General features: G+C 68.4%; 11 protein-coding genes and 1 pseudogene. 7 read left to right on the top strand and 5 right to left on the bottom strand.

Annotated features, from left to right (window positions below):
• Positions 1-330: pseudogene (locus tag G4D87_RS20780) on the bottom strand (serine/threonine-protein kinase); the annotation flags it as partial.
• Positions 331-395: 65 nt separating this feature from the next.
• A complete protein-coding gene (locus G4D87_RS20775; RefSeq protein WP_163783803.1) occupies positions 396-1,145 on the bottom strand; it encodes a TIGR02266 family protein in 750 nt (249 codons plus the stop codon).
• A 105-nt stretch (positions 1,146-1,250) separates the two neighbouring features.
• Here G4D87_RS20775 and G4D87_RS20770 point away from each other — a divergent pair, with 105 nt between their 5' ends.
• The 7 genes from G4D87_RS20770 (at position 1,251) to G4D87_RS20740 (ending at position 9,558) form a co-directional block, all read left to right on the top strand.
• Entirely contained in the window at positions 1,251-1,739 is a 489-nt protein-coding gene (locus G4D87_RS20770; RefSeq protein ID WP_013935738.1) for an NADH-quinone oxidoreductase subunit NuoE family protein, read from the top strand.
• 39 nt (positions 1,740-1,778) lie between these two features.
• Positions 1,779-3,119, top strand: a complete 1,341-nt coding sequence (gene nuoF / locus G4D87_RS20765) for an NADH-quinone oxidoreductase subunit NuoF (RefSeq protein WP_163783802.1) — start codon at positions 1,779-1,781, stop codon at positions 3,117-3,119.
• Positions 3,116-3,622, top strand: coding sequence for an NADH-quinone oxidoreductase subunit J family protein (locus G4D87_RS20760; protein ID WP_163783801.1), 507 nt, complete (start codon positions 3,116-3,118; stop codon positions 3,620-3,622). Before nuoF ends, G4D87_RS20760 begins: the two co-directional genes overlap by 4 nt.
• Positions 3,623-3,695: 73 nt before the next feature.
• On the top strand, positions 3,696-3,998 hold the full coding sequence (gene nuoK, locus G4D87_RS20755) for an NADH-quinone oxidoreductase subunit NuoK (RefSeq protein ID WP_002638444.1): 303 nt from the start codon (positions 3,696-3,698) through the stop codon (positions 3,996-3,998).
• A 22-nt stretch (positions 3,999-4,020) separates the two neighbouring features.
• Positions 4,021-6,249: an NADH-quinone oxidoreductase subunit L gene (nuoL, locus tag G4D87_RS20750; protein WP_163783800.1), complete on the top strand. Its 2,229-nt coding sequence runs from the start codon at positions 4,021-4,023 to the stop codon at positions 6,247-6,249.
• Complete coding sequence (locus G4D87_RS20745) at positions 6,246-7,979, top strand: complex I subunit 4 family protein (RefSeq protein WP_163783799.1); 1,734 nt, start codon at positions 6,246-6,248, stop codon at positions 7,977-7,979. The genes nuoL and G4D87_RS20745 overlap by 4 nt, the downstream gene beginning before the upstream one ends.
• A gap of 19 nt (positions 7,980-7,998) precedes the next feature.
• Positions 7,999-9,558: an NADH-quinone oxidoreductase subunit N gene (locus tag G4D87_RS20740; RefSeq protein ID WP_163783798.1), complete on the top strand. Its 1,560-nt coding sequence runs from the start codon at positions 7,999-8,001 to the stop codon at positions 9,556-9,558.
• 82 nt (positions 9,559-9,640) lie between these two features.
• Here G4D87_RS20740 and G4D87_RS20735 read toward each other — a convergent pair whose 3' ends face one another.
• The 3 genes from G4D87_RS20735 to G4D87_RS20725 all read right to left on the bottom strand — a co-directional run.
• Complete coding sequence (locus tag G4D87_RS20735) at positions 9,641-10,453, bottom strand: GNAT family N-acetyltransferase (protein WP_240358447.1); 813 nt, start codon at positions 10,451-10,453, stop codon at positions 9,641-9,643.
• 438 nt (positions 10,454-10,891) lie between these two features.
• Positions 10,892-12,340, bottom strand: a complete 1,449-nt coding sequence (locus G4D87_RS20730; protein WP_176412566.1) for a sigma-54-dependent transcriptional regulator — start codon at positions 12,338-12,340, stop codon at positions 10,892-10,894.
• Positions 12,337-13,763: GAF domain-containing sensor histidine kinase (locus G4D87_RS20725; protein WP_163783796.1), on the bottom strand; the 1,427-nt coding region annotated here is incomplete at its 5' end. The genes G4D87_RS20725 and G4D87_RS20730, both read right to left, overlap by 4 nt.

Genomic DNA, 13,763 nt, shown 5'->3' with positions numbered 1-13,763 from the left:
CAGCTCCAGGGGCGCGTCCGCGGCGACGGCCAGCTGCTCGGCGAAGAACTCCCCGACCTCCAGGGAGAAGCGCTCCGTCAGCTCCCCACCCGCCACCTGCTCACCCTGGTCGGTGAGCTTGAGCTGGGCCTCGCGGTCCATGGCGATGTAGTGGAACTTGCGCAGGAAGAAGAAGTAGTTGTCGAACTCGAGCGACACGGAGGGCTCGAGCGCGGCCTTCACGTCTGCCAGCTTGTTCGAGCGACCAAGACGGCCGTTCTCCCTCAGGTTCCGGAGGATGAACAGCGCCTCGCCACTGACGGTGTCGCGATTGAGGGCGGGCTTCTGCATGGGAACGGGACTCTATGCCGTCCCCACGCCGTGGCTCAACGGATGACTGGCGGTAAAACGCGCCCCTACTTGATGCGCAGCAGCTGCTTCACCGTCTCCAGGACTTCCACGAAACGCACCGGCTTGCGCAGGTAGATGTCCACGCCCAGCTGCATGGCGCGGTCCTGCGCCTCCTTGCCGCCGGCGGAGATGGCGATGATGGGGATGGCGCGCAGCGCTTCTTCCTCGCGCATCCGCTCCACCAGGGCGAAGCCGTCCATCACCGGCATGTAGAGGTCCGTCATCACCAGGTTGAAGCGGTCCTCGCGCAGCATCAGCAGCGCGTGGTGCCCGTCCGGCGCGAAGTGGACCTCCAGGGGGACCTTCCCGTGCAGCTCGCCGCTGGCCAGCTTCTTCAGCACGTAGCTGTACATCTCGATGATGTGCGGGTTGTCCTCGACGATGAGCACACGATACCCCTCGTGCTCTGCGTGGGACACGTGGCTGTCTGCTCCTGCCGCACTCAAGATGTCACCCAGTTTCCGCCGGTCCTGCTCGCGCTCCACGCGAACGCCGACGCCCGCGGGCTGATCGGGGCCCGCTGGCCGCATCCAGGCCACGGTTCCGCTGACTTCTACCGGATCCAACAGCCCCGGGAAAGAAAGTGCGAGCCGGACCTCGTCCCCCATGACGAAGGCCAGGTCCGTCTGGACGAACAGGCCCTCGTGGGACAGGTTCTCCGTCACGTCGCGGGCCTGGCGCCCGTCCGTGTAGTCCACTCTCAGCACAGCCGGGACGCGGGGGTGCTGGCGCTTGTCCTCTGGACCCGGGTTCATAACAAGGGCTTGAAATCGCTCGGTAATTTGCTGATGGCAACCCAGTGTAGCTTCGAGGGTTTATGTTGACAACGTAGCCATTGGGGCAATACGTACCGGCCCGCCATGGCGGAGCCCCTGTTCACCTCTGAAGAGCAGAAGAAGTTCGACGCGGGAATCGCGGAGATCATCTCCCACTACCCTCCGGATCGGAAAAGCGCGGGCATGCTCCCGGCGCTGCGACTGCTCCAGGAAATCAAGGGATGGCTGCCCCCGGAAGGGTTGCGGCTGGTGGCGAAGCATCTGGAGGTCACTCCCGAGCGGGCCATGGAAGTGGCCAGCTTCTACGTGATGTACCACCTCAAGAAGCCGGGCAAGTACGTCATCGACGTCTGCACGAACCTGTCCTGCTCGCTGTGGGGCGCGGAGAAGATGCTCGCCTACCTGGAGGAGAAGCTGGGCCTCAAGGCGGGTGAAGCCAATGAGAAGTTCACCTTGCGAGAGACCGAGTGCCTGGCCTCGTGCGGCACCGCGCCCTGCCTGCAGATCAACGAGGATCACCACGAGAGCCTGACCCAGGCGAAGCTGGATGCCATCCTCGCCCGGTTGAGCTGAACCTCCCCCCACCCTTCTTAGGCTTAGGACGTCATCGACATGGCCTCTACGGCAAAGACGATCGAACCGATCATCTCGGCGGCCTGGGGTAAGCCTCAGTCCTGGACCCTGGACAGCTACCGCAAGCGGGGGGGCTACGAGGCGCTGAAGAAGGCGCTCCAGCTGGAGCCCGCCGCCATCATCGACGAGGTGAAGAAGTCGAACCTCCGCGGTCGCGGTGGCGCCGGCTTCCCCACGGGCCTCAAGTGGAGCTTCGTCCCCAAGGACAGCCCCAAGCCCAAGTACCTGGCGGTCAACGGCGACGAGTCCGAGCCGGGCACCTTCAAGGACCGCTACATCCTCGAAGACGACCCGCACATGATGCTGGAGGGCATCGCCATCGCGGCCTACGCGCTGGGCGTGCACACCTGCTACGTGTACCTGCGCGGTGAGTTCAAGTTCCCGGCGGAGCGCACGCAGGCGGCCATCGACGAGGCCTACAAGGCGGGCATCTTCGGCAAGACGGTCCTGGGCAAGGACTTCGAGCTGAACTGCTACCTGGTGCGCGGCGCGGGCGCCTACATCTGCGGCGAGGAGACGGCGCTGCTGGAGAGCCTGGAAGGCAAGAAGGGCTGGCCCCGCCTCAAGCCCCCCTTCCCCGCGGTGGTGGGCCTCTTCGGCTGCCCCACGGTGGTGAACAACGTGGAGACGCTGGCCAGCGTGCCCGCCGTGTTCCAGCAGGGCGCGGACGCCTACGCGAAGCTGGGCACCGACAAGTCGGGCGGCACGCGGCTCGTCTGCCTCTCCGGCACGGTGAACCGGCCGGGCGTCTACGAGGTGTCGATGTTCACGACCCTCGCCGAGCTCATCTACGACGACAAGTATGGCCGGGGCATGCCCGCGGGCCGCAAGGTGAAGGCCGTGATTCCGGGCGGCTCCTCGGCGCCGGTGCTGGGCGCGGACGAGCTGGACGTGGCCATGGAGTTCGAGGCCCTCAAGGTGAAGCAGACCATGGCGGGCTCCGGCGGCGTCATCGTCATGGACGACGCCACCTGCATGGTGCGCAGCCTGTGGCGCGTGGCCCGCTTCTACGCGGAGGAGTCGTGCGGCCAGTGCACGCCGTGCCGTGAGGGCACGCCCTGGCAGACGCGCCTCTTGCGCAAGATTGAAGAGGGCCGTGGCGAGCCGGGCGACATCGACATGCTGTCCAACGTCGCGTCGTCGATTGCCCCCTACCCGCCCATCGGCCTGGGCAACACCATCTGCGCGCTCGGCGACGCGGCGGCGCTGCCCACGCACTCGTTCCTCATGCGGTTCCGGGACGAGTTCGAGGCCCACATCCGTGAGCACCGCTGCCCGTTCGGCGACAAGCCCTGGGGTTCGTTCGGAGACTGGTCTTGAACATCGAGCTCATCCTCTTCGGAGCGTTCGCGCTCCTGACGCTGCTGTCGGCCGGAACGGTCATCTTCGCGCGCAGCCCCATCAATTCGGCCATGGCGCTGGTGTCCACGTTCTTCTTCCTGGCCGGCATCTACGTGCTGCTGTGGGCGCACACGGTGGCCGTCATGCAGGTGCTCGTGTACGCGGGCGCCATCATGGTGCTCTTCCTGTTCGTCATCATGCTGCTCAACCTGGGAGAGTCGCCCACGCGCGGCAAGCCCACGGTGGCGCGCATCGCGGGCGGCGCGGCGACGGTGGGCCTGTTCGCGGCCCTGGCCATCATCCTCCTGAAGATTCCCGCCGCCCCGGCCACGCTGAGCACGGACGCCCAGGCCTCCTTCGGCACCATCGCCACCCTGGGTCAGGTCATCTTCACCCAGTGGCTGCTCCCCTTCGAAGCGGTGAGCCTGCTGCTGCTGGTGGCCATGGTGGGCGCAGTCGTCGTGGCCAAGTCGCGAATCTGATCGCCCATTCCGGACAACTTTTCTGTGCTAGATGGCGGCGCAGGCAGCCGCTCGCGAGGCCCCGAATCGGCCCATGGTTCCCATCACCTACTACCTCCTGCTTGCCGCCGCCCTGTTCTGCATGGGCATGTTCGGCGTGCTCGTCCGCCGCAACGCGCTGGTCATCTTCATGTGCGTGGAGCTGATGCTCAACGCGGCGAACCTCACGTTCGTGGCCTTCGCGCGCATGCGCGGTGACGACCTCGGCCACGTGTCCGCCTTCTTCGTCATCGCGGTGGCGGCGGCGGAAGCCGCCATCGGCCTGGCCATCGTCATCGCCGTCTTCCGGAGCCGGGGCAGCGTCCTGGTGGAAGACATCCGGACGATGAAGCACTGATGCCTCCCCAGGAGCCACTGTCATGACTCTCGTCGAATTCTTCCGGGCGGCACCCGTGGCGCCGGACATCCTGGCGCCCTCGCTCTGGCTCATCATCGCGCTGCCCCTGCTGGGCGCGCTCATTTGCGGCGTGTTCGGCAAGATGATGGGCCGGGCCAACGTCCAGCTCGTCGCCTGCGCGGCGGTGGCCGGCTCCTTCGTCCTCAGCCTGCTGGCGTTCTGGGCGAGCAGCCACCACAACCCCGACACGGGGCGGCTGGCGGCCATCTACCCCAACCCGTTCGGCATCGAGCGGGACTTCGTGCGCTACGCGCTCGCGTACGACTACGGCACCTGGTTCTCGGTGGGCGACTTCCGGGTGAACTTCGGGCTGATGGTGGACCATCTGTCCGGCATCCTGCTGCTCATCATCACCGGCGTCGGCTTCCTCATCCACCTGTACTCCACCAGCTACATGGAGCACGACGCCGCGTACTGGCGGTTCTTCGCGTACCTGAACCTGTTCGTCGCGGCGATGCTGACGCTGGTGCTGGCCGACAACCTGGTCCTGCTCTTCGTGGGCTGGGAAGGCGTCGGCATGGCCAGCTACCTGCTCATCGGCTTCTGGTACGACGACCCGGCCAAGGCGTGGGCCGGGCGCAAGGCGTTCGTCACCAACCGCATCGGTGACTTCGCGTTCCTCATCGCCACCTTCCTGCTGGTGCTGCTGGTCTCCGCCTTCACCCAGCAGTCGAACGCGGCGGACTACAACACCGCCGGCACCACCGTGAATCACTACACGGCCGCGCTGGAGAAGAAAGGCCCCGTCACGTTCAAGGGCCTGGAGAAGCTGGCCGAGGGCCTGGTGGATGGCAACGCCGACAAGGTCGACCTGAGCACGCCCATCGAGGCGGGCCCCCTGGAGGGCTACACCTTCGGCGGGGTGATGACGGCGGCCATGCTGCTGTTCCTCCTGGGCGCCGCGGGCAAGAGCGCGCAGCTGCCGCTGTACGTCTGGCTGCCGGACGCCATGGCCGGCCCGACGCCGGTCTCCGCCCTCATCCACGCCGCGACGATGGTGACCGCCGGCGTCTACCTGTTCAGTCGAATGTCCGCGCTGCTGGTGCTGAGCCCCACCGCCATGGCGACCATCGCCATCATCGGCGCGCTCACCTCGCTGCTGGCGGCGCTCATCGCCTTCGCGCAGGACGACATCAAGAAGGTGCTCGCCTACTCCACGGTGTCCCAGCTGGGCATCATGTTCATGGGCGTGGGCATGGGCATCTTCTGGGCGGCGGTGTTCCACCTGATGACGCACGCCTTCTTCAAGGCCTGCCTCTTCCTCGGCGCCGGCAGCGTGATGCACGGCAACGGCGACGAGACGGACATCAAGAAGCTGGGCGGGCTGCGCAAGGAGATGCCTTGGACCTGGGCGACCTTCCTCGTCGCCACGCTGGCCATCACCGGCATCCTCCCGCTGTCCGGCTTCTTCTCGAAGGACGCCATCCTGCACGGCGTGCACCACAACCACCTGCAGGGCCTGGAGTGGGTGTCCAGCCTCGTCTACTACCTGGGCCTGCTCATCGCGGCGTCCACCGCGTTCTACATGACGCGCGTGTACCTGCTCACCTTCGAGGGTCCCCGTTCGAAGGAGGCCCGGGTGGCGCACGCCCATGAGAGCGCCTGGCAGATGACCCTGCCGCTGGTGGTGCTCGCGGTGCTGAGCGTGGTCGCCGCGCGGTACGCGTTCGGCATCAACTTCTTCGACATGACGTCGCAGCCGGTGCTCGACAACTTCCTGAGCCCGGTGTTCAGCGCGACCAAGCGCATCACCGACGCCAGCACGCTGGTGGCGCTGGACACCAGCCGCCCGCAGGTGGTGCCTGACTACCTCAAGGCCTGGGCCGTGGCCCTTGCGGGTGGTGGCGCGGCGGCCTTCCTCTACCTGCGCTACTTCCCCGCGCGCGTGGGCCGGCCGGACCCCGCCTTCATCCGCGCGGTCCGCCCCCTGGCGCTCAACAAGTTCTACGTGGACGAGCTCTACGAGCTGATTGTCATCCGTCCCGTGAAGTTCATGAGCTTCCTCCTCTTCCGCGTGGTGGACGCGCTCATCATCGACACCGTGGCGGTCCGCGGCACGGCGTGGGTGACGGCGCGCGTGGGCAGTGCGCTCCGCTACGTGCAGTCGGGCGACGCCCAGGCCTACGCCGCTGTGATGGCCATCGCCCTGCTGGGCGGGGTGGCCTACGCCCTCATCCAGGTGATGCAATGAGCTTCGTCGACAACCACCTGCTCAACCTCGTCGTCTTCCTGCCGCTGGTGTTCGCGGCGCTGGTGGCGCTGCTGCCGGCCGGGGAGAACGGTCAGATTCGCACCGTCACGTTCATCGCCATGGTGCTGGACCTGGTGTTCGGGGTCTGGGCCTACATGGCGTACGTGCCGGGCGGACCGGAGTTCCAGCTGGAGTACCGGGCGCGCTGGTTCGACATGTTCGGCACCAGCTACCACATTGGCGTGGACGGCCTGGCCGTGAGCCTGCTGCTGCTCACCGTCTTCCTGGGGCCCCTGGTGGTGCTGGCGTCCACCACGTACATCAAGTTCCGCATCAAGGAGTTCCACCTGGCGCTGCTGGTGCTCCAGACGACGATGCTGGGCGCGCTGGTGTCGCTGGACGTGCTGCTCTTCTACATCTTCTTCGAGGCCATGCTCATCCCCATGTACCTCTTGGTGGGTGTGTGGGGCGCCGAGGACCGGCAGATGGCGGCGGTGAAGTTCTTCCTCTACACACTGGCCGGCTCGCTGCTGATGCTGGTGGCCATCATCGCCGTGTACTTCATCAGCGCGCCGGTGGGTGCCCGCTCGTTCGACTACGCGAGCATCTACAACGGCCTGCTGGACGCCAACCGGCAGCTCAGCGCCTGCACGGCGGGGCCCGCGGGCGCGTGTGATTCGCTCACCGGCCTGGCCGCCACGCTGCACACCTGGGGTCCGTGGCTGTTCGGGGCGTTCGCCATCGCGTTCGCCGTCAAGGTCCCCATGTGGCCGCTGCACACCTGGTTGCCGGACGCGCACGTCCAGGCGCCGGTGGCAGGCTCCATGATTCTGGCCGGCGTCACGCTGAAGATGGGAACGTTCGGCTTCTGGCGGTACGCGATTCCGTTCTTCCCGGTGGCCACGCAGCAGGCGCGGCCCTTCCTGGCCACGCTGGCCGTCATCGGCATCGTGTACGGCGCGCTGATGTGCCTGGCGCAGCGGGACATCAAGAAGCTGATCGCGTACTCGTCCGTCAGCCACCTGGGCTACTGCATGCTGGGCATCCTGGCGATTACCGCCGAGGGCGCCACGGGCAGCGCGTACCAGATGCTCAACCACGGTGTGTCCACGGGCGCGCTGTTCCTCCTGTTCGGCTACCTGTACGAGCGGCGCCACTCGCGCCTGATGGCGGACTACGGCGGCATCGCGAAGGTGATGCCGGTGTTCACCGCGGCCTTCGTCATCATCACCTTCTCCTCCATCGCGGTGCCGGGCACCAACGGCTTCATCGGTGAGTTCCTGGTGCTGCTGGGCACCTTCAAGAGCGACCTGGGTGAGGCCGCGGGCAACGCGCACCTGACGGCGGTCTTCGGCGGGTTCGCCACGCTGGGCGTCATCCTGGGCGCCGCCTACATGCTGTGGATGGTGCAGAAGGTGTTCTTCGGTGGAATCACCCACCGGGAGAACCAGCACCTGACGGACATGAACCTGCGCGAGGGCCTCACGGTGCTGCCCTTCATCGTGCTGGTGGCGGTGATGGGCCTGCAGCCGCAGCCCTTCCTGGACCGGCTCGCGCCGTCCACGGACCGCTTCCTGGCCCGCGCCCGCGTGGGCACGCCGGGGGCCGCGTTGCAGGAGGACCGGCTCCGCGTGGAGGTGATGTCCCTGCCGCCCCGACAGGTCGTCGCCGCGCCGTCCGCGCCCGTTCCGCTGGCCGCCGCCCCGGCCGTTCCCTCGCCGCGGCAGTAAGCCGCCTGAGCTTCCGACAATGACCCTGCCCAATCTCAGCCTGGCAGACTTCCTCCCGCTGCTGCCCACCATCATCATGGTGGTGGGTGCCTCCATCCTGCTGCTGTCGGAGGTGTTCCTCTCCACGACGGCGTCGCGCTCGTACCAGGCGGTGCTCACCGTGGCGACGGCGGTGGCGGCCGGCGCCGTGGCGCTGACGACGATGTTCGAGCCGCCCCAGGAGGTGATGCTCGGCTTCGGCGTGCTGGACCCCTTCTCCAGCTTCCTCACCTTCGTGGTGTGCGTGGGCCTGGCGCTGGCGACCCTGAGCTCGGTGAGCTTCCTGCGCAAGCGTGGCGCGGAGCGCGGTGAGTTCTACGCGCTGATGCTGTTCGCCACGGCGGGCATGAGCCTGCTGGCGATGTCGAACGAGCTCATCACGCTCTTCATCAACATCGAGGTCCTCTCCATCGCCACCTACGCGCTGACGTCGTACCTGCGGCGTGGCACGCGGCCGAGCGAGGCGGGCTTCAAGTACTTCATCCTGGGCGCCTTCTCCTCCGCGGTGCTGCTCTACGGCGCGGCGCTGCTGTACGGCGCCACCGGCACCACCCACCTGACGGCCATGGCCGGTCCGCTGTCCACCGCCCTGTCGTCGCAGCCGGGCCTGGTGTACGCGGGCATCATCCTGGTGGGCGCGGGCTTCGCCTTCAAGGTGGCCGCGGTGCCGTTCCACATGTGGACGCCGGACGTCTACGAGGGCGCGCCGACGCCCGTCACCGCGCTGATGAGCGCGGGCGTGAAGGCGGCCGCCTTCGCGGCGATGGTCCGCGTGTTCTTCATGGTGGGCAAGGGCGTGGACCCGGCGATGCTGCTGACCCTGTTCTCCGTGCTGGCCTTCCTCACCATGGTGGCAGGCAACCTGCTGGCGATTCCGCAGCGCAACGTGAAGCGCATGCTGGCGTACTCGTCCATTGCCCACGCCGGCTACCTGCTGGTGGGCGTGGCCGCCCTCTTCGTCACCGGCCCGGGCGAGCAGTTCCGCCTGCTGGGTGCGTCCGCGCTGACGGGCGGCACCCCGCTGGACCTGGCCCGCGCGGAGGCGCTGCGCGGCATCCTCTACTACCTGCTGGCGTACACGTTCAGCGCGGTGGGCGCCTTCGCCATCGTCTCCGTCCTGGAGCGTCGCGAGGACGAGGAGAAGGGCACCGCCTGGGACCTGGAGCGCTTCAGCGGGCTGGCGCAGCGCAAGCCGGGCTGGGCCTTCGCGATGGCGGCCTTCATGCTGTCGCTGGGTGGCATCCCGCCCACCATCGGCTTCATGAGCAAGCTGCTCATCTTCCAGGCCGCCGTGGACGCGGGCCTCATCGGCCTCACCATCGTCGGCGTGCTCTCCAGCGCGGCGGGCGTCTATTACTACCTGCGCGTGGTCGTCTACATGTTCATGCGGCCGGTGCCGGAGGGCGCGCAGGCGCTGGAGAAGAGCTGGTCCACCGAGCTGGCGCTGGTGCTGTCCACCGCGGCGGTCGTGATTCTGGGCATCATCCCCGGCCCCATCATGGGGTGGCTGGAGCAGGCCAGCAGCATCTTCGGCCAGTAGCCGCCCACCTCCGCTGTCACACCCCGCCCGCCCCGGCTTCGTGCCCGGGCGGGCGTCGTGTTTTCGGCTGGCCGAGAATCCATCAGGGCGCCGCGTCCACCAACGACCCACGAAGCTCCAGCGTCTCGAGGCGCGTCTGCGCTCCCGCTTCGCGGAGCAGGCGCACCAGGGACGCGTCGTCCGTCACCGAGACATTCAGGGCGGACACACCCGCCCCCAGCCGCCCGAAGGCATCTTCGAGCAGTGTCCGCGCCTGCGCGGGAGACGCCGCGAAGAAGGGATACACAAGGGGCCCAGAGCGCAGGTCCATCATCCCCAACCACCGGCGTGCAGGGGCCTGGAGGTCGACGAGCCCCAGCAGCCGGTGCGAGTCACTGGCCGCGAAGCCGACCAGCTTGCCGGGAATCATCCCGAAGGCCTCCGTCAGCGCGCCGCAGTCCTCCAGCGTCACCGGCACCACGGCCCCGTCCGGGGACGCGGCGGGGAGCGCCGCCAGGTGGGCCCGCGTCACCCGCAGCGTGGTGGCCTCGCGCGCCGGCCGCATGCCCAGCGAGGTGTAGAGCGCCAGCGCGGGGGCGTTGTCTCGCTTCACGTTGAGGACCCAGCGGGTACACCCTTGTGCGCGAAGGTGCTCGGCCAGGTGCGTCATCATCCTCCGCCCCAGTCCCTGCCCCCGCTCGGATGGCGCCACCACCAGCTGCACCACGAACCCGAAGTCCCCCAGGGTCTCCGTCACGGCGTAGGCCCCGATGCCCTGGGGGCCTTCCGCGAACAGGGAGCGCCGGGCGAGCTCCGCCGCCCATACCGGCTCAGGCGGCGGGGGGTCATCCACCCCGAGCTCCAGAAAGAGCCGGGCGAAGACAGCGTGGTCTTCCAGCCGACCGGGACGCAGCACCCACTGAGATGCAGATGAACCCACCTGCGCTTCCTTTCGTCGCGAACTGACTCGGCTTGCAAACGCGGAAAAGAAGGCGGCCCGACACCCCAAAGAGGTGCCGGGCCGCGGGTCTTCTCAAGGTGACTCACCGGAAGTGCTGAAGGGGTGGGGGGGAACCGCCTTCAGCCTCGCTTCGATGTGTCCCGCGTATTCTCTTAGCAGTCGCCGTGCCAGTCGCCTCCCAGGGAGAAACTCTAGTTTTCTCAAGCACTTGAAGCACTGCCTGACGTTGGCCCCGCCCCTCGGCTCCATTTCATGGCTGCAATGGAGTTTCAGAATTGAAAAAGTTGAGCAAATTCAGCCGCTTGTCTTTTTCACCTATGAACCCGTCCATTTCGGATCTGAATCCATGGCCGCGGGAAAGTTACAGGGGTGAGTCTTCACCCTACTCCAGGGCTATTCCCGGGCCAGCTCGCTGGGCGGCCGGAGGTTGAGCCGCTTCATCTTCCGCCAGAGGGTGGTGGAGGAGACGCCGAGCTCATCGGCGACTCGCGCCAGGTCCACCCCGTGCCGCTCCAGCGCCTGGGTGATGGCGTGGCGCTCCGCCTCCTCCACCACCTGGGCCAGCGTGGGCCCCGCGCTGGCGTTGCGCCCGAGCGCCCCGCCCTGTCCGTCCAGGAAGGCGACGCTGGGGGTGCCATGGGCCGGCGTCATGCGGCCCTGCCGCACGGGGAAGTCCTCGGGCAGCAGCTCGTTGCCCTCCGCGAGCGCGGCAGCCTGCTCCACCAGGTTCTCCAGCTCGCGCACGTTGCCGGGGAAGTCGTAGCTCATCAGGTGGGCCACGGCGGCGGCGGACAGGCGCTTGGGGTTGGGGCTGCGGGCATTGGCCCGCTCCAGGAAGTGCTCCGCCAGCGCGGGCACGTCCTCCAGGCGCTCGCGCAGGGGCGGCACGCGGAGGGCCACCACGTTGAGCCGGTAATAGAGGTCCTGCCGGAAGCGCTTGTCGCGCACCTCCAGCTCGATGTCCCGGTTGGTGGCGGCGACGATGCGCACGTCCACGCGCAGCGCGGTGGACTCACCGACGCGGCGGACCTCGCCCTCTTGCAGCGCGCGCAGCAGCTTGGACTGGAAGGTGGGGCTCGTCTCCGTCACCTCGTCGATGAAGAGCGTGCCGCCGTCCGCTTCCTCGAAGAGGCCCCGGCGGGACTTCACCGCGCCGGTGAAGGCGCCCTTGGCGTGGCCGAACAGCTCGCTCTCCAGCAAGGACTCGCTGATGGCCGCGCAGTTGACGGGCACGAAGGAGCGGGCCTTGCGGCGGCTGTGCGCGTGGAGCGCGCGCGCCACCAGCTCCTTGCCGGTGCCGCTCTCACCCTGGATGAGGACGGTGGCGTCGCTCTGCGCCACGCGCATGAGCCGCGTGGTGAGCTCGCGCATGGCGGCGCTGCGCCCCACCAGCGCGGACAGGCCGTGGCGCTGGTTGAAGTCGGTGGTGAGGTTGTCCACGTCGCGCAGCAGGCGCGCGCGCTCCAGGGCGCGCTCCACGCGGTAGCGCAGCTCGCTCTCCTTGAAGGGCTTGGTGACGTAGTCGTAGGCCCCCAGGCGCATGGCCTCCACGGCGCTCTCGATGGAGCCGAAGGCCGTCATCATGATGACCTGGAGCCGGGGCGCCACCTCCATCGCGCGCCGCAGGAGGGTGAGCCCGTCCATGGGCTCCATCTTCAAGTCCGTCAGCAGCAGGTCGATGCTGCCGCTGGCGAGCTGGGCCAGGGCCTCCTCGCCCGTGGCGGCCTCGAAGACGGTGTAGTTCTCCGCCCGCAGCAACAGGGCGGTGGTGGCGCGCATGTTGCGCTGGTCGTCCACGACGAGGAGCCGTCCTCGGGTCGGCGGAGTGTTCGCGTCGGTCATGGGAAGGACGGGGGCTGCGAGAGCGGCAGCCGGAAGGTGAAGGTGGTACCGCGCCCCGGGATGCTGTCCACGGCGATTTCGCCCCGGTGCTCCTCGAGGATGCGCCTGACGACGGCCAGCCCCAGGCCGGTGCCCTGGGCCTTGGTGGTGAAGAACGGCTCGAAGACGCGGTGGAGCAGCTCGGCGGGGATGCCCGGGCCCTGGTCCACCACGTCGATGCGCAGCTGCTCGCGCCCCGCGTGGGCTTCACGGCGCGCGCGCACCTGCACGAGCCCCCCCTGCGGCATGGACTGGATGGCGTTGACCGCCACGTTGACCAGCGCCTGGCGGATGAGGCGGCGGTCCATGGGCACCGGCGGCAGGCCGGGCTCCACGTCGGACTGGATGCGGATGGAGCGGTCCGCGCCGCCGCCCTGCATCCGCGCGGCCTCCAGCGAGTCCTGGAGCACGCGCCCCAGGTCCTCCTGCTGGAGCACCGGGTCCCTGGGACGCGTGTAGTCCAGCAGGTCACCGACGATGCGGTTGAGCCGGTCGCTCTCCTCCCCCAGGATGTCGAGCAACATGGCCGCGTCCCCGCCCGGCACCAACAGCCGGCGCAGCGAGGCCACCGCGTTGAAGATGACGCCCAGCGGGTTGCGCACCTCGTGGGCGACAATCGCGGACAGCTCGCCCAGCGCGGCCAGCCGCTCGCGCTTCACCATCTCCGCGCGCGTGGCGGCCAGCTCCGCGTAGCTGGCCCACAGCGACTCGTACAGGCGCGCGTTGGCGATGGACAACGCCAGCTGGCCACACGTGGCCTCCGCCAGCTCGATGAGCTCCGGACCGAAGGCGCGCGGGCCCCGCGTGTCGTCCACCACCACCACGCCGATGAGCTCCTCGCGCGAGGTGAGCGGCAGCGCCAGCAGCGCCTTCTCGTCGAAGCGGTGCGCGAGCTCCGGGTTGTAGCCGCCGTCGGCGGCGGCCACGTCCTCCACCGCGATGGGCCTGCGCTCGCGCGCCACGCGCGCCGTCAGGCCGTCCCCGTGGAGGGGCAGCACCACCGTGCGGAAGAAGTCGCGGTGCGCGATGGAGGCCGCGGCGCCGCGCAGCAACCGGGCGCTCTCGTCGTACAGCAGGATGTAGCAGTTGGACACGTCCAGCAGGCGGACGAGGAAGTCGGCGGCCACGTCCAGGATGCTCGACGTCTCCAGCACGCCGGACGTGGTGCGCGCCAGGTCCAGCAGCAGGCGCGTCTCGGCCAGCTGGCGCGAGGACTCGGCCCGCAGCCGGCGCTGCTCCAGCAGCGTCACCAGCAACTCCGACAGCGTGCCCAGCAGGCGCAGGTCCCGCTCGTCGAAAGGGTTCCCTGGCGCGCGCAGCACCTGGAGCATCCCGCACACCTCGCCGCCGCGAGTCAGGCACACGGCCGCGCCCGCCCCCAACC

The sequence above is a fragment of the Myxococcus vastator genome (assembly GCF_010894475.1).
In the GTDB taxonomy this organism is placed as follows: Bacteria; Myxococcota; Myxococcia; order Myxococcales; family Myxococcaceae; genus Myxococcus; species Myxococcus vastator.
This window is presented reverse-complemented; position numbering and strand designations above follow the sequence as displayed.